The 22285-nt window shown below is 67.4% G+C and carries 19 protein-coding genes; 10 read left to right on the top strand and 9 right to left on the bottom strand.

Going from position 1 to position 22285, the window contains the following annotated elements; genetic code table 11:
- Position 1: 1 nt before the first annotated feature.
- Complete coding sequence (locus DM992_RS32005) at positions 2-415, bottom strand: helix-turn-helix domain-containing protein (RefSeq protein WP_072438765.1); 414 nt, start codon at positions 413-415, stop codon at positions 2-4.
- A 112-nt stretch (positions 416-527) separates the two neighbouring features.
- Positions 528-1703 carry an HPP family protein gene (locus DM992_RS32010; RefSeq protein ID WP_111020112.1) on the bottom strand — a complete coding sequence of 392 codons (1176 nt, stop codon included), beginning with the start codon at positions 1701-1703 and terminating at the stop codon, positions 528-530.
- A 362-nt stretch (positions 1704-2065) separates the two neighbouring features.
- On the opposite strand from DM992_RS32010, the gene DM992_RS32015 reads away from it, so the two are divergent.
- Positions 2066-3034: a LysR family transcriptional regulator gene (locus DM992_RS32015; RefSeq protein ID WP_111020113.1), complete on the top strand. Its 969-nt coding sequence runs from the start codon at positions 2066-2068 to the stop codon at positions 3032-3034.
- Positions 3035-3083: 49 nt separating this feature from the next.
- Here the strand turns inward: DM992_RS32015 and DM992_RS32020 are convergent, their stop codons facing one another.
- Both DM992_RS32020 and DM992_RS32025 read right to left on the bottom strand, forming a co-directional pair.
- The gene (locus DM992_RS32020) at positions 3084-4451 is read right to left on the bottom strand and encodes an MFS transporter (protein WP_111020114.1); all 1368 of its coding nucleotides are present in this window, start codon (positions 4449-4451) and stop codon (positions 3084-3086) included.
- Between the two features lie 67 nt (positions 4452-4518).
- Entirely contained in the window at positions 4519-5457 is a 939-nt protein-coding gene (locus DM992_RS32025; RefSeq protein ID WP_111020115.1) for a 2-hydroxyacid dehydrogenase, read from the bottom strand.
- A gap of 113 nt (positions 5458-5570) precedes the next feature.
- Between DM992_RS32025 and DM992_RS32030 the strand changes: the two genes are divergently transcribed.
- The 4 genes from DM992_RS32030 (at position 5571) to DM992_RS32045 (ending at position 9057) form a co-directional block, all read left to right on the top strand.
- Positions 5571-6479: a LysR substrate-binding domain-containing protein gene (locus DM992_RS32030; RefSeq protein WP_111020116.1), complete on the top strand. Its 909-nt coding sequence runs from the start codon at positions 5571-5573 to the stop codon at positions 6477-6479.
- A 268-nt stretch (positions 6480-6747) separates the two neighbouring features.
- Positions 6748-6993, top strand: a complete 246-nt coding sequence (locus DM992_RS32035) for a hypothetical protein (RefSeq protein WP_111020117.1) — start codon at positions 6748-6750, stop codon at positions 6991-6993.
- Between the two features lie 136 nt (positions 6994-7129).
- On the top strand, positions 7130-7903 hold the full coding sequence (locus tag DM992_RS32040) for a hypothetical protein (RefSeq protein WP_111020118.1): 774 nt from the start codon (positions 7130-7132) through the stop codon (positions 7901-7903).
- Positions 7904-7923: 20 nt separating this feature from the next.
- Entirely contained in the window at positions 7924-9057 is a 1134-nt protein-coding gene (locus DM992_RS32045; protein WP_111020119.1) for a transporter substrate-binding domain-containing protein, read from the top strand.
- Positions 9058-9135: 78 nt separating this feature from the next.
- On the opposite strand, the gene DM992_RS32050 is transcribed toward DM992_RS32045, so the two are convergent.
- On the bottom strand, positions 9136-10224 hold the full coding sequence (locus DM992_RS32050; RefSeq protein WP_111020120.1) for an ionic transporter y4hA: 1089 nt from the start codon (positions 10222-10224) through the stop codon (positions 9136-9138).
- A 550-nt stretch (positions 10225-10774) separates the two neighbouring features.
- Here DM992_RS32050 and DM992_RS32055 point away from each other — a divergent pair.
- The 5 genes from DM992_RS32055 (at position 10775) to DM992_RS32075 (ending at position 16534) form a co-directional block, all read left to right on the top strand.
- Positions 10775-12331, top strand: a complete 1557-nt coding sequence (locus DM992_RS32055; protein WP_111020121.1) for a 3-hydroxyacyl-CoA dehydrogenase — start codon at positions 10775-10777, stop codon at positions 12329-12331.
- A 69-nt stretch (positions 12332-12400) separates the two neighbouring features.
- Complete coding sequence (gene paaK / locus DM992_RS32060) at positions 12401-13723, top strand: phenylacetate--CoA ligase PaaK (protein WP_111020122.1); 1323 nt, start codon at positions 12401-12403, stop codon at positions 13721-13723.
- A 38-nt stretch (positions 13724-13761) separates the two neighbouring features.
- Positions 13762-14562: an enoyl-CoA hydratase-related protein gene (locus tag DM992_RS32065; RefSeq protein WP_111020123.1), complete on the top strand. Its 801-nt coding sequence runs from the start codon at positions 13762-13764 to the stop codon at positions 14560-14562.
- 127 nt (positions 14563-14689) lie between these two features.
- Positions 14690-15361 carry a MarC family protein gene (locus tag DM992_RS32070; protein ID WP_034180232.1) on the top strand — a complete coding sequence of 224 codons (672 nt, stop codon included), beginning with the start codon at positions 14690-14692 and terminating at the stop codon, positions 15359-15361.
- A 192-nt stretch (positions 15362-15553) separates the two neighbouring features.
- Complete coding sequence (locus DM992_RS32075; protein WP_111020124.1) at positions 15554-16534, top strand: aldo/keto reductase; 981 nt, start codon at positions 15554-15556, stop codon at positions 16532-16534.
- Between the two features lie 36 nt (positions 16535-16570).
- Here the strand turns inward: DM992_RS32075 and DM992_RS32080 are convergent, their stop codons facing one another.
- The 4 genes from DM992_RS32080 to DM992_RS32095 form a co-directional block, all read right to left on the bottom strand.
- Positions 16571-17437, bottom strand: a complete 867-nt coding sequence (locus tag DM992_RS32080) for a CPBP family intramembrane glutamic endopeptidase (RefSeq protein WP_111020125.1) — start codon at positions 17435-17437, stop codon at positions 16571-16573.
- A gap of 89 nt (positions 17438-17526) precedes the next feature.
- The gene (locus tag DM992_RS32085; protein ID WP_072439081.1) at positions 17527-18183 is read right to left on the bottom strand and encodes a VC0807 family protein; all 657 of its coding nucleotides are present in this window, start codon (positions 18181-18183) and stop codon (positions 17527-17529) included.
- 138 nt (positions 18184-18321) lie between these two features.
- Positions 18322-20253, bottom strand: coding sequence for a HAMP domain-containing histidine kinase (locus tag DM992_RS32090; RefSeq protein WP_111020126.1), 1932 nt, complete (start codon positions 20251-20253; stop codon positions 18322-18324).
- Between the two features lie 424 nt (positions 20254-20677).
- Positions 20678-21742, bottom strand: coding sequence for a 2,3-butanediol dehydrogenase (locus tag DM992_RS32095; protein WP_111020127.1), 1065 nt, complete (start codon positions 21740-21742; stop codon positions 20678-20680).
- Positions 21743-22285: the final 543 nt, after the last annotated feature.

Consider the following 22285-nt stretch of genomic DNA (forward strand, 5'->3'; position numbering starts at 1 on the left):
GTCAGTAATCGATCTGGGGAACCTGGAACGTGCCCTTGAGCGACTTCAGCTCGGCGCGATGCATCGCCGCGAGGCGGGCGAGCAGCGTCTCGCCGGCTTGTTCGAGATGAACCTCGACCTGCCGGCGGTCGGCTTCGCTCGTCTTGCGCTTCACGAGCCCGAGCGCTTCGCAGCGCGTCACCAGCGCGACGACGCCGTGATGCTGCGCCTGCAGGCGTTCCGCGAGCTCGCCGATGGTTGCCCATTCGCGATGCGGATAACCCTTGATGTGCAGCAGCAGCAGGTATTGCAGCGGCGTCACGCCTTCGCTTTGCGCGGCGCGTTCGGAGAAGCGCTCGAAGCGGCGCATCTGGTAGCGGAACTCGGACAGTTGCTGGAAATCGCTTTTGTTCAGCGCGCGTCGGGTATCGTTCATCGAGGGCAGGCAGTCGGTTTCGGAAGCGATAAATATATCACAACATGATATAAATGGCCGAATTAAGGCGGAATGAATTCATTCCGCGTTGCATCGGTGCATTGCGCTTGTGTCAGGCAGCCTCGAGCATCTGCGTCTGCTGGTAGAGGCCCGTGACGAGATCCGTCTGCGTAATGATCCCGACGAGCCGGCGCGACGCATCGACAACCGGAATATGGTGGTGGCCCGAATGCGTGAACAGCGGCACGAGCGCCGTGATCGGCATCGTTTCCGGCACGAACGCGACGTCGCGCGTCATCACCGAGGCGACGCTCGCGGGCTGGCCTCCGAGCGATTGCGGCAGCCGGGCGGACAGGCGTTGCCACAGCGGGGGCGGGCGGCGCAGCTGGCGCGTGAGGTCGGCGCGCGTGACGATGCCGGCCAGGCGGCCTTCGCCGTCGACGACCGGCAGCGCCTTCACGCGGTGGCGGTCGAGCAGCGTGAGCGCGGCCGTCACCGACGTCGACGGCGCGACCTCGATTGCATGCTTCGTCATCAGGTCGGCGCACTTGAGCTGTCCGAACGTGCGCGCATAGGCCTGCATCTCGGTTTCGCGCAGCAGCGTTTCAAGGTCGTCCGGATCGACGTCGAGCCATTCGCCGCGACGCTTCAGCACCGCGTCGAGGTCGCCGCGCGTGAAGCCGCCGCGTGCCGGTGCGGCGCCGCCTGCGAGCGGTTTCGCTTCGGCGCGCGCGCCGCCATGCGGGTAGCGGTGCCCGGTCAGTGCGTGATATGCGAGCGCGGCCGACAGCAGGATCGCCGATTGCAGTGCGATCGGTTCCAGCACGAAGCTGAATCCGAGCGAATGGATTGCCGGGCCGCCGACCACGGCCGTGAGCGCGACGGCGCCCGACGGCGGATGCACGCAGCGCAGCGCGAACATGCCGCCGATCGCGCACGCGATCGCGACCGCGGCGGCTGTAATCGGATCGGCGATCCATTGCGCGCATGCGACACCGACCGTCGCCGCGACGAGATTGCCGCCGATGATCGACCACGGCTGCGCGAGCGGGCTCGCCGGCACCGCGAACAGCAGCACGGCCGATGCCCCCATCGGTGCGACGAGCAGCGGCATGAGGCCCGGCACGCCGGGCAGCAGCCGCATCGTGACGCCGACCGTCGCGATGCCGACGAGCGCGCCCGTGCACGAACGCAGGCGCTCGCGCCAGCCGAGCGTCATCGGATGAGGAATGAAGCTGTGCAGCCATTGGCGCAACGTGCGGCGCGACGAAGATGAGCCTGACGACATGGACGGTAAGCGGTAAAAATGACAGCGCGGGTATGCGCGGCGACAAGGGTGGAATTATATCGCGTTGTGATACAAATTGTCGCGCTGCATCAAGACGTTGCACGCGCACGATGAACGAGCCTTGCATAAGCCTTTCATCTGACGAAAGTTTGGGCTGCTGGCAATAGCGCAAATTTGTCTGCGGCGGCGTACAATTCCGGCCACCGAATCCCCGATCTCCCAGAACCACGTACGCGATGCCCGCTCTCCCGCCTTTCCCCCGGCACGGTGATCGATTCGACGTGGTTCGAGGCCGCATTCCGTTCCCCACCTGACGCGAGCGCCGCCGACGTCTCCCCACTGACTCTCTCCAAGCCAATTCAATGGACATGCTCGAAAACATGCGCCTGTTCGTGCGCGTCGTCGAAGCCGGCAGTTTTACGGCGGTCGCGAAGGAAATCGACGCGACCACCGCGCAGGTGTCGCGCGCGGTATCGAACCTCGAAGCGCACGTACAGACGCGCCTGCTGCATCGCACGACGCGCCATCTCGGCCTTACCGAAAGCGGCGAACGCTATTTCGAGCGCGCGAAATCGATCCTCGCGGAAATCGACTACGCGAACGCGGAGGCGCGCAACGCACTGCTGCGGCCGAGCGGCAAGATGCGCATTCATGCGATGACGGGGCTCGGGCAGAGTCATGTCGTGTCGTCGATCGTCCGCTACCAGGAGGACAATCCCGACGTGTCGGTCGAGCTGACGCTCGCGCAGCGGATGCCGAATCTCGTCGAGGAAGGCTACGACGTGTCGATCGTGACGGCTTCGCAGTTGCCCGATTCGGGTTACGTCGCGCAGACCTGCGGCACGAGCTGCAGCGTGCTCGTCGCGTCGCGCGAATATCTGGCGCGGCACGGCACGCCGCAGTCGCCCGACGAATTGCCGAACCATGTGTGCCTGCGCCTCGATACGCCCGCGTCGCCGGCCGGCGAATGGCGGCTCGAGCGTAACGACGGCGAGGAGACTGTCTACGCGCTGCAGCCGGCGCCGTTCCAGGTCAACGTGCCGGACGCGCTGTGCGTCGCGGTGCGCGCCGGGCGCGGGATCGCGTGCGTCGCACTGTATACGGTGCTCGACGATATCCGTGCAGGACGGCTGATCCGCGTGCTGCCCGAGTACCGGCTGCAGACGGTGAGCGTGTATGCCGTCTACGCGACGCGCCGCTATCTCGACGCGAAGATCCGCACGTTCCTCGACCACCTGCGCACGACGCTCACGCCCGCGCTGGAGAACGACCTGCGCGAACTCGACCGTCTGACGGTCGAGCAGATGCCGGGCGGCCGCAAGCGCGCTTGAGGGCCCATGCGGGCGCGCGCCGCCCGGACCGCATGCGTCATCGCGATGTTCATGCGCCCGACGGCGTGATGCGAATCCGTTCGAAGCGGCCCGCGATCCATGCGTATGCGGCTATGCCGATCAGCCCGTGCGCGGCGACGAACCACAATGCTCCGGAGAAGGAGCCAGTGCTGGCGACGAAATAGCCGATCGCGAGCGGCGTGACGATCCCGGCGATGTTGCCGAGGCCATTGAACACGCCGCCGCTCAGGCCGACCATCCCTTCCGGCGCGGTGTCGGCGAGCACGGCCCAGCCGACCGCAGCGAGCCCCTTGCCGAAGAACGCGATCGTCATCAGCGCGATCACGGCCGTGTTCGACGACGCGCCGTTCGCGAGCACGAGCAGCGTCGCCATCGCCATCCCCGCGACGAATGGCGTCTTGCGTGCCCGCGACGGATGCACGCCGCGCCGGATCAGCCAGTCCGACAGCACGCCGCCGAGCACGCCGCCCGTGAACCCGCAGAGCGCCGGCAGCGCGGCAACCCAGCCGGCCTCCATGATCGTCATCCCGCGCCCCTTGATCAGGTAGATCGGGAACCACGTGATGAAGAAGTAGGAGAGCGCCGTGATGCAGTACTGGCCGATGTAGATCGCCCACAGGTTCCGGTGGCGGAACAGTTGGGACGCGTCGTGCCACGACACACGCGGCCGTTGCCGGATGCGGTTCGCCTCGAGATCGACGAGCGCGCCGTGTGCGCGCAGGTAATCGCGCTCCGCGTCGGTTACGCGCGGATGGCCATGCGGCTCGCGATACCACGCGAACCACAGCGCGGCGAGCGCGATGCCGAGCATCCCCATCCACAGGAACACGTGCTCCCAGCCGAGCGCATGCGTGAGCCATGCCATCGCCGGCGTGAACAGCACGACGGCCATGTATTGCGCGGAATTGAACAGCGCCGACGCCGTGCCGCGCTCGGCGGTCGGGAACCAGCACGCGACGATTCGCGAATTGGCCGGGAACGCCGGCGATTCGACGAGGCCGAGCATGAAGCGCATCGCGAACAGCACGAGCGTCGCGGACGCACCCTGCACGGCAAGCCAGCCGACCGTGCCCTGCAGCATCGTGAATGCCGACCACAGCAGCAGGCTCAGGCCGTATATGCGCCGCGCGCCGAAGCGGTCGAGCAGCCAGCCGCCCGGGACCTGGCCGATCGCGTAGGCCCATGCGAACGCCGAAAAGACGATGCCGAGTTGCACGGGCGACAGCGAGAGGTCGTGCGCGACGCCGGTGCCGGCGATCGACATCGTCGCGCGGTCCGCATAGTTGATGACGGTGACCGCGAAAATCAGCGCGAGGACCGCATAGCGGACGCGGCCGATCGTGCGCGACGCGGCGGGCGACGCGGCGAGGGCGGCGCCGCTGGATCGATTGGGCATGCGTGTCTCCTGGCCCCCGTCGTGCGGAGGCATCCGGTGTTGTAACGGCGGGCTGGTCGTGCGGCAGTCAGCCCGTGACGCTGGTCGGCGGACGCTGGCCTGCAAAGCACGCGGCGAGGTTGGCTAGCACGATCCGGCCCATCTCGTTGCGCGTTTCGTGCGTCGCGCTCGCGCGGTGCGGCTGCACGACGACGCGATCGAGCTCGAGCAGCGCGGCCGGCACGTGCGGCTCGTTCGCGAACACGTCGAGGCCGGCGCCGGCGATCGTGCCGTCGGCGAGCGCGCGCACGAGCGCAGCTTCGTCGACCAGCTTGCCGCGCGCGACATTGATCAGGAATCCTTTTGGACCGAGCGCGGCCAGCACGTCGGCCGTCACGAGCACGTTGCCGTGATCGGCCGATGCCGCAATCACGAGCACGTCGCTGTCGCGTGCGAGCGCGGTGAGGTCGGGCACGAAGCGATAGCCGCTGTCGCGATGCTCGCGCGGGCCGAAGTAGCTGACGGTCATCCGGAACGGCTGCGCGCGCTGCGCGATCGCGCGCCCGACACGGCCGAGCCCGACGATGCCGAGCCGCTTGCCCGTTACCTGCGTGGCGAGCGGCTGCACCGCGTTGCCCCAGCGGCCGGCGCGCACGATCCGCTCGCCGGCGCCGAGATCGCGCAGCGTCATCAGGATCAGCCCCATCGCCATGTCGGCGACGTCGTCGGTCAGCACGTCGGGCGTCGTCGTCACGTGGATGCCGCGTGCACGCGCACGGTCGAGATCGACGGCGTCGGTGCCGATGCCGCTGATCGCAATGATTTCGAGCGCGGTCAGCCGGTCCATCAGCGCGGCGGGCACGCCGTTCGCGCCGCCGGTTACGACACCGCGAATGCGAGCGGCCACGCGGTCGATCAGCGCGTCCGGTTGCTCGGCCGCATACAGCCGGTGCACCGCGTAACGGGCGGACAGTTCGGCGTCGATCGCGTCGGGGAGCGGCTGGGTCAGCAGGATGTCGATGGTCATGAGGGTTTCGGTCGTCGTGTGCGGCGCGGGCCGCGCATCAGGTGCAACCGAGTATAGAAATCGTATCGATATCGGTCTAACATCAAAAGACTATCGATTGATTCAAGATTTGGATGATTGAACTGCACCAGCTTCGCTGCTTCGTCGCGGTGGCCGAGGAGCTTCATTTCGGCCGCGCGGCCAGGCGGCTATTCATGACGCAACCGCCGCTCAGCCGGCAGATCCAGTTGCTCGAGCACGCGCTTGGCATCGCGCTGCTCGAACGCAGCAGCCGGCAGGTGAGCCTGACCGCGGCCGGCGAGCGCTTCCTGCGCGACGCGCGCCACATCCTCGAATTCTCCGCGCGGGCCGAGCAGGCCGCGCAGCGCGTTGCGCACGGCGGGGCCGGCCGCATCACGCTCGGCTTCACGGCCGTCAGCGCGTACCGGATGATTCCGATGCTGCTGGCGCACGCCGCGCACGCGCTGCCGGACGTCGACGTCGAATTGCGCGAGATGGTGTCGACCGTGCAGATCGACGCGCTCGCTTCGCGGATGCTCGACGCGGGCTTCGTGCGCCAGCGGGCCGCGCGCCAGCCGCTCGAATACCGGCTCGTGCAGCGCGAACCGATGCTGGTCGCGGTCGCGCAAGGCGCGCCGCTCGCCGCGTGCGAGCGCATCGGCCCCGACGATCTCGACCGGCAGCCGTTCATCGCGTATTCGCCGAACGAGGGGAAGTATTTCCACGACATGATCTCCGGCCTGTTCGCGAACGCAGGCAGGCTGCCGAACTACCTGCATTACGTCGGGCAGACGCATACGATCCTCGGCCTCGTGCGCGCGGGGCTCGGCGCGGCACTCGTGCCGGCGTCGGCGCGCGAGCTGCATGTGGACGGCGTGGTGTTCCGGCCGCTTGCGGGCGTCGACGTGGCGGCCGAGCTGTATCTCGCGTGGCGCGCGGACAACGACAACCCGGCGCTGCCGGTGTTCAACGCGATGGTCGAGCGGTTTCTTGCGCAGGAGCAGGGCGGCGCGGTGGCGTAGCGCGTGCGTGCCGCGTAACAAGCTTTCAATCCGGAAGCTTGCCGCATGCGACGGCAAGCAATCCTGATCGAACGCGGCCGGCGGGCGAATCCTTACCATCATGAAAGCCGCCTCGACACCTGCGTTTCAACGGCGGAACGAGGCGGCTCGCTGCACTGCGACAACCGCTTGACGCTGCATGCCGGTCGGCGCACGATACGCCAGTGCATTTGGAGCGGGACGCGCCGGCCGCGCGGTTCCTGCACCCGCGATACGCAAAAGAACAACGATGAGCCTTCACGTACTCGTACCGGAATTCCTGCGCCGCATCGGTCGGCCCGCCGGAACAACGATTCTCCCGACGCCCGTCGCGTCACGTATCCGTCATCCCGTTTCGTACCGTGCGCCGGTACGCTTCCCCGTCCGCGCGCCGGCCGCGTCGATGAGCGATGCCGGCCCGGCCCGCCGCATCGGGCCGCAGCCTGCCGCCCCCGATCTCCGCATCCTGAACGGCGTCTACACCGGCGTCTCGTGACGCCCGCCGGCGCCTGTCCTTGCATTGCGCCGCCGGTTTTTCCGACCGTCCGGCGGCACCGGAGTCCGAAGCATTTCGAGTGAGCTTGAAGAAGCAAACGCACGCAGTTCGGTTCGAGATTCGAGGAGAAAAACTCATGTCGCAGCTTTCGAATGAAGCAAACGGCAGTTCGGGGAGTGGCAAGGCAAAGCTGATCAAATGGGCGATCATCATCGCCGGCGTCGCGATTGCGGCACCGGCCGCGCTGTTCGTCCTGAAGGGGATGGTCGCGCTGATCACGGCGGCCGTCATCGGCCTCGGCGCGATCTATTTCGCGCCGGTCGTCGCGATGAAGTTCGCGAACCAGAAGGTGAAGATGATCGTCGAGGAGGCGCAGTCGAATCCGATCGAGACGCTGATCAACCAGCTCGCGGAAAAGCGCCAGGCGGCCCAGAAATTCGCGGACAGCATCACCGCGTTCCGCACCGAGGTGAAGAACTTCGAGAACAAGACGGAATTGTTCGAGAAGCAGTATCCGGACGATGCGCCGCGCTTCCGGTCGCAGCTCGACACGATGAAGCAGTTGCTCGCGTTTCGCGAAGGCCGCTACAAGCAGGTGCAGGCCGAACTGAAGAATTTCGCGTCGGCGATCGACCGAGCGAAGGCGATGTGGGACATGTCGCAGGCGGCGCAGCAGATGAACAAGCTCGCGGGCCGGCAGACGGCCGACACGTTCGAGCAGATCAAGACCGACGTGGCCGTCGATTCGGTGATGCGCTCGGTCAACAAGGCGTTCTCCGAAATGGAGACGTCGCTGATGGATAACCCCGAGGTCAAGCAGGCGCAGCAGCAGGCGATGACCGGCGGTCACGTGCCCGTTCCCGGACCCGATGCGGCGAATCCCGCTGCGCTGCCGTCGAAACAACAATAACTTCCTGCAGGCACGCAACCATGAAAAAACTTCTCGGCGCAATCGCGTTTCTGGTGGTGCTCGTCGGTGTATGGATCGTGCATCAGGGCGGCCTGTCGACGCTGATTCCCGCGCATGACGCGGCCCCGGCCTCGACGTCTGCACAGGCGGGCGACACTGGCCAGCCCGCGCAGCCGTCGCCTTCGGCCAACGTGTTGCCGGCCGGCTTCACGCCGCAGGCCAGCACGCTGAAATCGATCGCCGAAAACGGCATCGTGCGGATCTCGGTGCAGAACCCGAGCGAGCCGTTCTTTGGCGAGGACAAGGGCGCACCGCACGGCTTCAACGTCGAATTCGCGCGGCTGCTGTTCGCGGATCCGTCGTTCTCGCACGGCGGCAAGCCGGTCGTCGTCGATACGCGTCACGAGGTCGACACGTACCCGGGCGTGCCGAAGCAGTTGCTCGACACGGACGCGAAGGGGAATCACGTCGTCGACGTGGCGATGGACGGGCTGACGTTCCCGGACAACACGCCGGCCGGCATCGTCTATTCGGTGCCGTACGTCGACGATTTCGGCTATTCGCTGATCGTGCGGCAAGGGTCGGCGATCCGCTCGACCGACGATCTCGCGGGCAAGACGGTCGGCATCCTGAAGGGCGACCCCGACGTGCGCGCATTCGTCACGCGCCAGTATCCGACCGTCCGGTTCGTCGAGGTCGACGATTCCGATCCGGCGTTCATCGCGAAGAGCATCGACGGTCATGCGGTCGACGCGTTCATCTACGACTATCCGTTCGCGGTCAGCTCGATCAAGAACACCGACCTGAAGTTCGCGGTGACCAAGCTTGAGGGCTCGAACATCGCATACAAGATCGGCGTGCGAGCCGACGACCAGGATCTGCTGATCTACCTGAACGCCGCGATCGCGAAGCTCAGGCAGTCGCCGCAGTATCTCGACCTGCTGCGCAAGTACTTCGTCAGCGACCAGGCGGTGACGACCGCGGCCGCGTCGGGCGAGCACACGTACGTGGTGAAGGCGGGCGACACGCTGAACCTGATCGCGGCGAGCAAGCTCGGCAGCGGCCAGCGTTATCGCGAGATCCAGCGCCGCAACAATCTGGCCAATCCGAACCTGATCCTGGCGGGCCAGCATCTGGTGATTCCGGTCCGGTAGCGGCGGCGTGAAGCGAATGGAGGGAAGACTGCGCACGGGCCGGCGGGGTCGATCCGCCGGGCCGCGCGCAGATCGGCGTCAGTGAGTGATCGACAGGAACAGGTACGCGGCGAACAGCGACAGGTGCACGACGCCGTGCAGCACCGTCGTGCGCCCCTGGCTGAGCGTCAGCGTGCTGACCAGCAAGGTGAGCGCCAGCAGCACGGTTTCCATCGCGCCGATGCCGAGCGTGAGCGGCTGGCCGACCCAGATGAACACGGCCGCGACGGTCGGGATCGTCAACCCGATGCTCGCGAGCGCCGAGCCGAGCGCGAGGTTCATGCTGGTCTGCAGGCGGTTCGCGCGCGCGGCGGTGACGGCCGCGAGCCCTTCCGGCAGCAGCACGAGCGCGGCGATCACGATACCGACCGCGGCTTCGGGCGCACCGAGCTTCAGCACGGCGTGCTCGACGGCCGGCGACAGCAGCTTCGCAAGCAGCACGACCGCGACGAGGCTCGCGAACAGCAGCACCATGCTGATTGCCGCGGTGCGGTTGCTCGGCGGCGCCGCGTGCACCGTTTCGTTCGCGCTGTCGTGATCGGCGAGGAAGTAGTCGCGGTGACGCACGGTCTGCACGAACACGAACACGCCGTACAGCACGAGCGACGACACGCCGGCGAACGCGAGCTGCGATTTCGAGAACTGCGGGCCCGGCACCGCGTTCAGGTAATTCGGCATCACGAGCGACAGCACCGACAGCGAAGCCAGCACCGCGAGCGCCTTGCTCGCGCCGCGCCCCTGGAAGTCCTGTTCGCCGTGCTTCCACGCGCCGACCAGCAGGCAGATGCCGACGATGCCGTTGCAGATGATCATCACGGCGGCGAACACGGTGTCGCGCGCGAGGCCCGATTTCTCGGGGCCCGCGCCGAGCATCACCGACACGATCAGCGCGACTTCGATGACGGTCACGGCAACCGCGAGCACGAGCGTGCCGAACGGTTCGCCGACGCGGTGCGCGACGACTTCCGCATGATGGACGGCGGCGAACACGGCGCCTGCCAGTGCGGCGGCGAACAGCGCGATGACGAGGCCTTCGGCCGGCACGACGCGCGACAGCGCGAGTACCAGCCAGGCCGCAAGCGGGGCCCAGAGGGTCCAGCGCGGGAGCTGGTTGGACGAGAGCGGCATGGAGGGTTTCCTTATGCGAGTGGCGGCGCGCGACGCGCCGTCACGGGGTGACGAAGCCCGGCCGTACTATCCGCCGAACGAGGACGATGAAACCGAAGGGTGGCTGCGCGCAACGGCGCTGCCTCGAGTTCGCCGCCCTGAGGCGGCGAGGGGCGCGCGCGGGCTGGAGCCCGTCGCTGGGTGATACGGTTCGATGAGGCTGGCCGCCGATGGCGGGGAGAACAATCGTGAAGACACGCCGGACGGAGGCTCGGTTCCGACCCCGGAAGGGTGGCGAACGACCGACGTCGGTGGCGGCGTGACACGCGGTTTCCCCCTGAAATCCGTCGAGTTGTCGAATTTTATCAGGCGTTTGGGGGCCGCTATCTCATATTCGAACGCTTTCATTGACCTTTCGGTTTGAAAAAAGTGCCCCAATTCTTCGATTTTATGTCTTTGCAGTTTCCGTAAAGGTCTCTTGCACGACAAATTCGGGCTCGCCCTGACATAAATCTACCGACCGGTCGGTTTATAATCGCTCGCACTTCCACTTCATGACGGATCGCAAGCGATGGCTGTTTCTTCTGCACATTCGGTGAACTCGGGCGCGCTGGCGCCGTCGGCCATCGTCGGCGTGATCGGCGCCGGCGCGATGGGCGCGGGTATTGCGCAGGTCGCGGCGGCAGCCGGCCATACGGTGCTGCTGTATGACCTGAACGAAGCCGCCTGCGACAACGCGCTGGCCGGTATCCGCGCGCAGTTCGCACGGCTCGCGGAGAAAGGCCGGCTCGAACCGGCACAGGCCGACGCAGCCGGCAACCGGATCTGCGCGGTGCGTGCGCTGGCCGATCTGGCGGGCGCCGCGCTGATCGTCGAGGCGGCGGCCGAACGGCTTGACGTGAAGCGCGACATTTTCGCGACGCTCGAACGCCATGTCGACGACGCGTGCCTGCTGGCGACCAACACGTCGTCGATCTCGATCACGTCGATCGCGGCCGGGCTGCGCGTGCCGCAGCGCGTCGCCGGCCTGCATTTCTTCAACCCGGCGCCGCTGATGGCGCTCGTCGAGGTGGTCAGCGGGCTTGCCACCGCGCCCGACGTTGCGCAGGTCCTTTATGCGACCGCGGCCGCGTGGGGCAAAAAACCCGTGATGGCGAAATCGACGCCGGGCTTCATCGTGAACCGCGTCGCGCGGCCGTATTACGCGGAGGCGCTGCGCGTGCTGAACGAGCAGGGCGGCGCGCCGGCATCGATCGACGCGGTGATGCGCGAAGCCGGCGGCTTCCGGATGGGGCCGTTCGAGCTGATGGACCTGATCGGCCACGACGTGAACTTCGCGGTGACCGAATCGGTGTTCCGCGCGTATTTCAACGACCCGCGCTACACGCCGTCTCTAATCCAGCAGGAACTCGTGAATGCGGGCTTCCTCGGGCGCAAGTCGGGGCGCGGCTTCTATTCGTATGCGGACGGCGCGACGCCGCCCGCGCCCGATCTCGAACCGCCGCGCGCCGTGCCGTCGGATGTCGCGCTGTACGCGCAGGACGGCCCGGCCGCCGCGCTGCACGCGCGCTTCGCGGCACGCATCGCGCTTGCCCGACAGGCCGGTGCGCATCCGGACGACCTGCTCGCGACGGCCGGCCGTGCATCGATCGCGCTGACCGACGGCCGCACGGCGACCGCGCGCGCCGCGCAAACGGGCGTGGCCGATCTCGTGCTCGTCGACCTCGCGCGCGATTACACGCAGGCCGGGCTCGTCGCGCTGACGCGCGCGCTTCAGTGCGGCGACGCCGCCTATGCGGACGCGGTCGGCCTGTTCCAGCAGGCGGGTTTTCGCGTCGTCGGCGTGGCCGACGTGCCGGGGATGGTCGCGATGCGCACCGTCGCGATGCTCGCGAACGAGGCGGCCGACACGGTGAACCAGGGCGTGTGTTCGCCCGCCGATCTCGATCTCGCGATGGAGAAGGGCGTGAACTACCCGTGCGGCCCGCTCGCGTGGGCCGATGCGATCGGCATCGGCCGCGTGTTTCGCGTGCTGTCGAACCTCGCGGCGAGCTACGGCGAGGACCGCTATCGCGTGTCGCCGCGCATTGCCGCGCTGCGTGCAGCCGGCCGCACGTTCCGGTCATAGCCGCCGGCCCCGGTCACCCCGATTACCCCGAGCACGATAACGACATCACTCCATTGGAGGAGCACCCCGATGACTCACCCGACGCATCCCGCCGCCGCCCTCGAGCCGATCGAGACCGCCAGCCGCGACGAACTGCAGGCGCTGCAGCTCGAGCGCCTCAAGTGGTCGCTGCGCCACGCATACGACAACGTCCCGCACTATCGGCGCACGTTCGATGCGGCGGGCGTGCATCCGGACGACCTGAAGACGCTCGCCGATCTCGCGAAATTCCCGTTCTCGACGAAGAACGATCTGCGCGACAACTATCCGTTCGGGCTCTTCGCGGTGCCGCGCGAGCAGGTCGTGCGCGTGCACGCGTCGAGCGGCACGACGGGCAAGCCGACCGTGGTCGGCTACACGGCCCGCGACATCGACACGTGGGCGAACGTGACCGCGCGTTCGATCCGCGCGGCCGGCGGCCGCCCGGGCGACACGCTGCACAACGCGTTCGGCTATGGCCTCTTCACGGGCGGCCTCGGGATTCACTACGGCGCGGAGCGGCTCGGCTGCATGGTCGTGCCGATGTCGGGCGGGCAGACCGAGAAGCAGGTGCAGCTGATCCGCGATTTCGAGCCGAAGATCATCCTCGTCACGCCGTCGTACATGCTGAACCTGATCGACGAGATGGTGCGGCAGGGGATGGACCCGGCCGAGTCGTCGCTGAAGATCGGCATCTTCGGCGCCGAGCCGTGGACGCAGGCGTTGCGCGAGGAAGTGGAGACGCGCGTGGGCATCGACGCGCTCGACATCTACGGGCTGTCGGAGGTGATGGGCCCGGGCGTCGCGTGCGAGTGCGTCGAGTCGAAGGACGGCCCGGTGATCTGGGAAGACCATTTCTACCCGGAGATCATCGATCCCGTCACGGGCGAAGTGCTGCCCGACGGCAGCCAGGGCGAGCTCGTGTTCACGTCGCTGACGAAGGAAGCGATGCCGGTGATCCGCTACCGCACGCGCGACCTCACCGCGCTGCTGCCGCCGAGCGCGCGCGCGATGCGCCGCCTCGCGAAAATCACGGGCCGTTCCGACGACATGCTGATCGTGCGCGGCGTGAACGTGTTTCCGAGCCAGATCGAGGAGATCGTCGTCGCGCTGCCGGCGCTGTCGGGCCAGTTTCAGATCACGCTGTCGCGCGACGGTCACATGGACCGGCTCGACCTCGCGGTCGAACTGCGCTCCGAGGCTGCAGCGTCCGTTACCGAAAGCGATCGCGCGGCGCTCGCGCGCGAGTTGCAGCACCGCATCAAGACGATGGTCGGCGTGTCGTCCGGCGTGACGGTGCTCGCGGCGGGCGGCATTCCCGCGACCGTGACCGGCAAGGCCCGGCGCGTGATCGACCGCCGCCAGGCTGCGTGATTCCGATGTTTGCCGTTCTACCCGAGGAAACCTGTTCGATGGATGGATTGAAGACCCTGGCCGTCGCGGTCGATGCGCGCGGCATCGCGACCGTTGCGCTGCAGCGCGGCGACGTGCTCAACGCATTCGACGAGACGATGATCGCCGAGCTGACCGACGCGTTCACGGCGCTTGGCCGGCGCGACGATGTGCGCGCGATCGTGCTGCGCTCGGACGGCCGCGCATTCTGCGCGGGCGCCGACCTGCAGTGGATGCAGCGCGCAAGCGCGAACGATGCGGCAGCGAACCTGCGCGACGCGCAGCGGTTCGCCGCGATGATGCGCGCGATCCGGCAGTGCCCGAAGCCGACGGTGGCACGCGTGCAGGGGCACGCGTTCGGCGGCGGCGTGGGCCTGTGCGCGGCCTGCGACATCGTGATCGCGAGCGACCATGCGCGCTTTTCGGTCAGCGAGGCGCGTTTCGGAATCCTGCCGGCCGTGATCGGCCCGTATCTGGTCGAGGCGGTCGGCCAGCGCCAGGCGCGCCGGCTCGCGCTGACCGCGACGCAGCTCGCCGCCGGCGAAGCCGTCGCGATCGGCCTGATCCACCAGGCCGTGCCGCTCGACGCGCTCGACGAAGCGCTCGACAGGACGCTCGCGGAACTGGGCCGCAACGGCCCGAACGCGCTGATGGAAATCAAGCGCTTCTTCGACGCGATCGGCGAGTATCCGCCGTCGGACGAGCGCGCGGCGTTCACCGCGCAGACGATCTCCCGCGTGCGGGCGACGGAGGAAGCGAAGGAGGGCTTCGCCGCATTCTTCGCGAAGCGGCCGCCGGTGTGGGAAGCGGGCGCCGAGTAAGGGCAAATCGCGACGATCGATGGCGAAGCGCGCCCGGCCGCATTTTGCGTCTCGGGCGCGGGCGCTTGCTCTACAATGCGTGACCCCCGGCACGCTGCCGGCCCAGCCCCGACCGATTCTTCGCCCGATGATCGTCAACCGCCTTATCTCCGAGATCCTGTTCGGCTTCACCGGCCTGATCGGCATCATCAATCCGATCGGCATCGCGTTCCTGTTTCTCGAGCGGACCGAGGCGCTCACCGAGCACGAGCGCGACCTGCTCGCGAGGAAGGTGGCGTTCAATGCGTTCATCGTGCTGATGGTTGCGTTCTTCGCCGGCACGCCCGTGCTGCATTTCTTCGGGATCTCGATGGAGGCGCTGCGGATCGGCGGCGGCCTGGCGGTCGCGGTGGCGGGCTGGCAGATGCTGAACGAGCCCGACGTGCCGGGCGGCGGCGACACGCCGGTCAAGCCGATCGACGCGAACGCGATCATGACGCGCGCGTTCTTCCCGCTGACCGTGCCGCTGACGGTCGGCCCCGGCTCGATCTCGACCGCGATCGCGCTGAACGCGAACCGTACGCACAAGCTGTCGGAGTTCATGCTGTCGAGCATCGTATCGATCGCCGTGTCCGTGCTCGTCGCGGTGGTGATCTGGCAGACCTACAGCCGCGCCGCGCTGCTGTCGCGCTATCTCGGCACCGAAGGTACCAAGGTCGCGATGCGCGTGTCGGCGTTCCTGCTGCTGTGCATCGGCGTGCAGATCATGCTGACCGGCTTCTCCGCGTTCCTGCAGCCGATCGCCGACCAGGTCAAGTAACCGGGCCGTCCTTTTCCGCGTTGCGACCGTGCGCCCGATGCGCACGGCGTGCCGGCGTGCGCGTCATACGCGTTTGCGCGGCGCGGGATAACATGCGACGTCTGGCTGATGCACGGCGCACCGTTCGCGCCCTGCGCGCCGAACGGCGGCGCGCATCCGGCCGCAAGCTCAACTTCAATGACGAGGCGTGCGATGGAATACGTGAAATTCGGGTCGACCGGGCTGGAAGTATCGAAACTGGTGCTGGGCTGCATGACGTTCGGCGAGCCGTCGCGCGGCACGCATCCGTGGACGCTGCCGGAAGCGGAGAGCCGCCCGATCATCCAGCGGGCGGTCGAAGCCGGCATCAACTTCTTCGATACCGCGAACATGTATTCGGACGGCACGTCGGAGGAGATCGTCGGCCGCGCGCTGCGCGATTTCACGAAGCGCGACGACATCGTGATCGCGACCAAGGTGTTCTACCGGATGCGGCCGGGGCCGAACGGCGCGGGCCTGTCGCGCAAGGCGATCATGACCGACATCGACCAGAGCCTGAAGCGGCTCGGCACCGATTACGTCGACCTCTACCAGATTCATCGCTGGGATTACGGCACGCCGATCGAGGAGACGCTCGAGGCGCTGCACGACGTCGTGAAGGCCGGCAAGGTGCGCTATATCGGCGCATCGTCGATGTTCGCGTGGCAGTTCGCAAAGGCGCTGTACACGTCGAAGCAGAACGGCTGGACCCGCTTCGTCAGCATGCAGAACCACCTGAACCTGCTGTATCGCGAGGAAGAGCGGGAAATGCTGCCGCTGTGCGAAGCCGAGGGCATCGCGGTGATTCCGTGGAGCCCGCTCGCGCGCGGCCGGCTGACGCGCAACTGGGACGAATCGTCGGAACGGCAGCAGAAGGACGACGTCGGCCAGCGGCTGTACGACGCGACGGCCGATGCGGACAAGGCGGTCGTCGACGCCGTCGCGGCGATCGCCGCCGCGCGCAACGTGCCGCGCGCGCAGGTCGCGCTCGCGTGGGTCGCGCAAAAGCGCGGCGTCACCGCGCCGATCGTCGGCATCTCGAAGCCGCAGCAACTGGACGATGCGCTCGGCGCGCTCGAGTTGAAACTGACCGACGACGAAATCGCCACGCTCGAAGGCCCGTACGTGCCGCACGCGGTCGCCGGGTTCAATTGAGCGCGGTATCTCGCCGGGCGGCGCCGTGCGCCGGGGTCAGCGCGCGGCTTCGAGCATCGGGTAGGTGAACAGGCCGAAGTGGACGACGTTCAGCCCCGCATGCGCGAGCGCGGAGGCGAGCAGTCCGCCGCGCCGCCACGCGAGGCCGTAGCCGACGCCGGCCACCGTGCCGAGCACGATCCACTGCCAGCCGCCGGCCGCGTGCGCGGCGCCGAACAGCGCCGCGCCGATCGCGAGCGCGGCCCATGGGCCCCATGCGAACGCGCGGAGCACGCGCGTCAGCCCGCCTTGCACGTAGCCGCGGAACAACGCTTCTTCGGCGAGCGTCACGAGCAGCAGGTTGTTCACGAGCCACAGCCAGCCCGACGCCGGCCATTTGGGCGCCCAGCCGACCATCCCGAACGCGAGCGCGCCGGCCAGGCACGCGGCGGCCGTTGCGACAGCCGCCACCGCGCCCGTGCGCAGCGCGCGCGACAGCGCGACGTCGGGTGCGACCCACGGCAGCACCCACAGCAGCCACAGGCCGACCAGCGGCTTGTCGAGATTCAGGTACATCGTGAAAGGTACCGCGTCCGGCGTGAAGCGCGTCGGGGCGATCACGAGCGGATTGTGGAAACCGGGGATCAGGTGCAGGCTCAGCGCGATCGCGAGCGCGGCAAACACGGCATGCGCGGCGATCCGCACCGCGAGCGGGCGCGCGGGCGACACGCCCCACGCGGCCGCGGCCAGCAGCGCTAGCGGCGCCAGCGTGACCGGCTCGAGCTTGCCGAATGCCAGCGCGCCGGCATAGCCGAGCACGGCCAGGATGAGGCTCAGGCCGTGCTGCGGGCGATGCCACGCGAGTGCGGCGGCCGCGAACAGGGCGAGCCAGATCGTGGCGCACGGAAGGAGCGAAAGGGACATGACAGGAAAGGCGTTGGTCGGACAAGACGCCGCGCATCATACAGCAGGCGCGGCGACACGCCGCCGGGCCGGCGCCGGCCCGGCGGCCGTCAGCGGCCGGCGACCTCGGTGACGCCGTCGCGGGTCGGGATGTCGACGCTGTTGCGCACGCGCATCCGCCGCCGGTACCAGAACGTCCACATCAGCAGACAGCCGAACACGGTGTAGCCCATGATCGGCGACACGACCAGTACGCGCTCGACGGGCCAGGTCACGACCATCCAGCAGCGCAGCAGCATCTCCAGCGTCATGAAGGCGCCCCACACGAAGGTCATCCGGCGGAGCATCTGCCGCAGCCCCGGCTGTGCGGCCCAGACCGATTCGAAGTGCGCGGCGCCGCCGGCCATCTCCCGCGCCACGGTGGCGCGGGCCAGATAGAAGATCAGCGGACGTTCGCGGAACAGCGACAGCAGGAACACGATGCCGATCGTGCCCGACGCGAGCGATTCGCGCATCAGCAGCGTGCGCGGGCTGCCGCCGAACGCCATTCCGGCGATCGACAGCGCGATGCCGAGCAGCACGACGGCCGCCACCGCGTCGACACGGCGCGAGCGGACGAATTCGACGATCGACCAGATGATCGGCGGAACCGCCGACGCGTACAGCGCGCCGGTTTCGCCGAAGTACGGATGCGCGACCCGGTACGCGACCCAGGGCAGCAGCAGGTTGACGAAGAGTTCGAGGATCAGTCCGGCTCGCGGTTTCACGGTACGCAATTCCACGCAGGTTGGGGCGAACGCGCGATGGGCGTGGTTGCCCGCGGTTGCCCTGAAAAGGGTTCGGTCCAGTATATCGAAGAATCGCGCCGGGCTGCGGTGTCGCAACGGCCGTTTGCCGCCGGCGCGTCACGCATTGGCGGCGGCCGGCAGCGTGATCGTGACCGTGGTGCCGTGCCGCACGACGCTATGCACGTGGATCTCGCCTTCGTGCCGTTCGACGACCGCCTTGACGAACGCCATGCCGAGCCCGACGCCACCGGTTTCCGGTTGTCCTGCGGTGCGAAAGCGCCGGTAGCGCTCGAACAGCCGCGTCTGGTCCGTGCTGCTGATCCCGCATCCGCTGTCGCGAATCGTGCAGCGCACGGTCTTGCCGTCGGCGCTCGGCTCGACCCGGCATTCGACGCTCGTCAGCGATGCGCTGTACTTGATCGCGTTGTCCAGCAGGTTGATCAGCGCGCGCGACAGCAGGGCCGGGTCGCCGAGCACGATCGCGTCGTCGCGGCGCGGCACGTCGTCCATCGAAATGAGCTTCTGGTGCGCGTGCGGCCACACCGCGTCGCGCGCCTCGTTCATCAGGTCGGCGAGGTTGACCGGCACGCGCTCGTATTCGCTGGCCTCCGCACGCGACAGCTGAGCGAAACCGTCGGCCATCGCCAGCGTGTGCCGCACGAGTTTGCCGATTCTCGCGAACTGCCGCTTCTTCTGCGCGTCGTCCGCATGCTGTTCCTGCGTGGCGATCAGGATGATCAGCGACGTCAGCGGCGCACGCATGTCATGCGAGAACAGCGTCAGCATGTCGTTGCGCTGGCGCTCGAGCATGTCGCGGCGTACGTAAGCGTTGCGCAAGGTTTCCAGCGCTTGATGAATGCGGGTGATCTCGGGCGCGATTCCGCGCGGCATCGCGACGTGCGCCGTATCGCCGTTGCTGAGCGCGATGATCCGGCGGCCGAGCGTATCGAGCGGCTTCGACAGCAGCCGCTGCGTGCCGCGCGCGAGCGAGAACAGGATCGCGATGCTGAGCGCCGTCGCGAACGCCGACATCGCAACCTTGATCCGGGCCGTGTTCCGGTCCGAAATGACACGACGCCGGGCAACGTCGATGACACGGTCGCGCAGCAGTTCGCACGGCCGGAAGTACGGGACGATCGTCCTGGAAAAATCGGCGGCGCTCATCGTGTAGGCGCCGGTCCGGCCGTTCGCGACGCTCGTGTCGACGAGCGGGAGAAGATGAGTGTCGAACGCCGCGTTGAGCTGTGCATACTCGCGCGCCACGTCGACATCGTCGAGCTGCGCGCCGATCGCGCCGTCGATCAGTGCGCGCAATTGCTCGATGCGTCCGCGCATCCGCATGATGTCCGCGAACTGCGCGCGGTCGAGCGGCTGCCGCGCGAACATCGGGGCAATGAGCAGCGAGCCCGTGCGCCCCGCGTATTCCCGGAGGTCGCTCAGCAGCCGCGCCAGCAGGATCGCGCCCGACGTGTGCGGGTCGCGCATTACCGTATCGGTCATCGCGCCGTCGATCAGTAACGAAACCGTGTCGACGGCCCGGAACAGGTGCGCCTGCGCGTGCTGGATATCGTGAACGGTGCGTGACGCGAGCGGCCGTGCGTCGAGCGCGTCGACTTCCGCGCGTGCGTCGGCGAGCGTGACCCAGATCGCGTCGAGCGCGTGCAGCAGGTCGCCGCGCTTGCGATCGTCGAGTGAGTTCGCCTGCCCGATGCCTGCGCGAAAGTGTTCGAGCGCCTGGTCGGAACGCGTGCGTGCGGCGAGCAGGTTGCGCACTTCGGTCGCTCCGTCGTGCTGCAGGCTTACCAGCAGGTCGTTCGTCGGGCCGCGCTCGGCCGAAATCACGTTGGCGGCGGCCATCGCGCTGTGGATGAATTCGAAGCCTTGCAGGTCTGCGTTTTCCTGCCGGTATTGCCGGAAACTTCCCCAGACGATCGTGCCGCACAGCAAGGCCAGCAGCGTGGTGACGAGCGCGAAGCCGATATGCATCTTCTGCTGGATCGTCAGCGATCGAACGTTGTTTGCGTATTCCCGATTAAATGACAGATTCATGACACATCATGTTTGCAAGCTATCCCGGGTAGGCCCGTGTTCTCGGCCTGTCGGCGCCGTTGCGCCGTGAGGTTCAACAGGTATTTCGCCGTCACGCGGCGGCAACGATCCCGGCCGGGAAGCCGGATCGCGCGTTGCACAGGATCGCCTTGTGCCACCTTCCTGTCGACACCGGATGAATCGTGCTTGACCCGGGGGAAACCCTGATCGCTGGTTCGACGGGTGGGGTGTTGCGGCTAATGGTTTGGATTGCGAATGTACTGAATCGTCGTGCGACTGGAGAGCGGCATGAAATCCGCTTCGGATGGCGACAGCAGGGAAGGGGCGCCGGGGGGAATCGCTTGGCAATCGTTTGCGTCGCCCGTGTATGGGGCGAACGGCACGCGTGCCGCGGCACGAATCGTTGCCGCGGCCGCGTGCGCCGTCAGGCGACGGCGGGTTGGACGATGATCTTCACGTTCCGGTCCTTGTGGTTGACCAGTTCCTCGAAGCCTTGCGCGACGATGTCGCCGAGCGCGATGCGTCCGGTGATGAGCGGCTGCACGTCGATGCGGCCGTCCGCGATGAAGCGGATCACGTCCGCGAATTCGCCGTTGTACGCGAGCGAGCCGATCACTTCCTTCTCGGTCGACACGATGTCGAAGAAGTTGAACGACGTCGGCTCCTCGAAGATGCCGACCATCACCGACTTGCCGGCCTTGCGGATCACGTCGATCGCGAGCTTCGCGGTGGCCGTGTGCCCGATGCACTCGAACGACACGTCGGCGCCGTAGCCGCCCGTCAGCGCCTTGACTTCCGCGATCGCGTCGGACGTCTTCGGATCGATGACGACGCTCGCACCGACCTCCAGCGCCTTCTGCTTGCGCGCGGCCGACATTTCCAGCGCGATCACGCGCCCGGCGCCCGCGGCCTTCGCGCACATGATCGTGCACAGGCCGATAGTGCCCGCACCGACCACGACGACGGTCTGCCCGACGATGCTGCCGGCCTTCTTCACCGCGTGCAGTCCGACCGCGAGCGGTTCGATCAGCGCGCCGGCTTCGGTCGGGAAGTTGTCGGGCAGCTTGTACAGCAGCTCGGCCGGCACGTTCACGTATTCGGCGAACGCACCGTTGTTCATCAGCCCGGTGAACGCGAGGTTTTCGCAAATGTTGTACAGCCCGTGCCTGCAATACCAGCATGTGCCGCAATGCTGGCACGCGTCGGCCGTCACGCGGTCGCCGACCACGAAGCCCGTCACGCCCGCGCCGAGTTCGGCGATCTCGCCGCTGAACTCGTGGCCGAGGATGCACTGGCCCTTCAGTCCCGTCAGCGGATGCGGCGCATCGACCGGGATGAACACGGGGCCCGCGACGTATTCGTGCAGGTCGGAGCCGCAGATGCCGCACCAGTGCACGCGAATCGTGACCCAGCCTGCAGGCGGGCGCTCCGGAACGGGAACCTCTTCGACGCGGATGTCGTGGCGGCCGCGCCAGACGGCGGCTTTCATGCTGCGGGCGGTAGTCGGTGCCGGTGTACTCACGTTGCTGTCTCCGTCAGGTTGTCGTCGGGCGTGAGGCGTCGCTGCCGGTGCGCCCGTCGCGCGATTGCGCGATCGAACGGTATGCAGGAACGGGGCCAGCGTGAATCGGGGCGGTGCGGGGTGGTCGGACAGGGGCGGAAGTGTGCGACGCACTATTGCGCTATACGCTTCTCAGGAAGCGATATGCCGAGAGTCATGCGTGAAATTTGCTGCGGTTGCGCAGTCGCGGGCCGGGTGAGACGCCGGGACGTTCGTCTCAGCGAAATGAGACGAATCGCGAGACGAACGGCGACGGCCGGCGCGATTCGATGCGTGCTCGGGCGGATATGGCCGGGTGTTTCCGTCCGTCGCCATTTCGGCATTCCCGTTGTCGCGATTGATCCGGACGACGCGCCGTCGTGCCGCCCCATTACAGCGATCGGCGAAATGCATCGTTGCGCACATTACCCCTTTACTTGAAGTGAACTTCAATTTGTATCATGTGCGCCAGTCCGATCGCGGCCGTGTGAG

It is taken from the genome of Burkholderia sp. JP2-270, assembly GCF_003233675.1.
GTDB lineage: Bacteria > Pseudomonadota > Gammaproteobacteria > Burkholderiales > Burkholderiaceae > Burkholderia > Burkholderia pyrrocinia_C.

What these genes read in the sequence shown, in the direction of transcription:
- DM992_RS32025 (WP_111020115.1), bottom strand. Translation starts at nt 5,457, where the DNA reads ATGACCATCGACATCCTGCTGACCCAGCCGCTCCCCGACGCGATCGAC.
- DM992_RS32045 (WP_111020119.1), top strand. Translation starts at nt 7,924, where the DNA reads ATGAAAAAACTTCTCGGCGCAATCGCGTTTCTGGTGGTGCTCGTCGGT.
- DM992_RS32075 (WP_111020124.1), top strand. Translation starts at nt 15,554, where the DNA reads ATGGAATACGTGAAATTCGGGTCGACCGGGCTGGAAGTATCGAAACTG.
- DM992_RS32040 (WP_111020118.1), top strand. Translation starts at nt 7,130, where the DNA reads ATGTCGCAGCTTTCGAATGAAGCAAACGGCAGTTCGGGGAGTGGCAAG.
- DM992_RS32055 (WP_111020121.1), top strand. Translation starts at nt 10,775, where the DNA reads ATGGCTGTTTCTTCTGCACATTCGGTGAACTCGGGCGCGCTGGCGCCG.
- DM992_RS32080 (WP_111020125.1), bottom strand. Translation starts at nt 17,437, where the DNA reads ATGTCCCTTTCGCTCCTTCCGTGCGCCACGATCTGGCTCGCCCTGTTC.
- DM992_RS32090 (WP_111020126.1), bottom strand. Translation starts at nt 20,253, where the DNA reads ATGAATCTGTCATTTAATCGGGAATACGCAAACAACGTTCGATCGCTG.
- DM992_RS32035 (WP_111020117.1), top strand. Translation starts at nt 6,748, where the DNA reads ATGAGCCTTCACGTACTCGTACCGGAATTCCTGCGCCGCATCGGTCGG.
- DM992_RS32095 (WP_111020127.1), bottom strand. Translation starts at nt 21,742, where the DNA reads ATGAAAGCCGCCGTCTGGCGCGGCCGCCACGACATCCGCGTCGAAGAG.
- DM992_RS32010 (WP_111020112.1), bottom strand. Translation starts at nt 1,703, where the DNA reads ATGTCGTCAGGCTCATCTTCGTCGCGCCGCACGTTGCGCCAATGGCTG.
- DM992_RS32030 (WP_111020116.1), top strand. Translation starts at nt 5,571, where the DNA reads ATGATTGAACTGCACCAGCTTCGCTGCTTCGTCGCGGTGGCCGAGGAG.
- DM992_RS32015 (WP_111020113.1), top strand. Translation starts at nt 2,066, where the DNA reads ATGGACATGCTCGAAAACATGCGCCTGTTCGTGCGCGTCGTCGAAGCC.
- paaK (WP_111020122.1), top strand. Translation starts at nt 12,401, where the DNA reads ATGACTCACCCGACGCATCCCGCCGCCGCCCTCGAGCCGATCGAGACC.
- DM992_RS32005 (WP_072438765.1), bottom strand. Translation starts at nt 415, where the DNA reads ATGAACGATACCCGACGCGCGCTGAACAAAAGCGATTTCCAGCAACTG.
- DM992_RS32065 (WP_111020123.1), top strand. Translation starts at nt 13,762, where the DNA reads ATGGATGGATTGAAGACCCTGGCCGTCGCGGTCGATGCGCGCGGCATC.
- DM992_RS32070 (WP_034180232.1), top strand. Translation starts at nt 14,690, where the DNA reads ATGATCGTCAACCGCCTTATCTCCGAGATCCTGTTCGGCTTCACCGGC.
- DM992_RS32020 (WP_111020114.1), bottom strand. Translation starts at nt 4,451, where the DNA reads ATGCCCAATCGATCCAGCGGCGCCGCCCTCGCCGCGTCGCCCGCCGCG.
- DM992_RS32050 (WP_111020120.1), bottom strand. Translation starts at nt 10,224, where the DNA reads ATGCCGCTCTCGTCCAACCAGCTCCCGCGCTGGACCCTCTGGGCCCCG.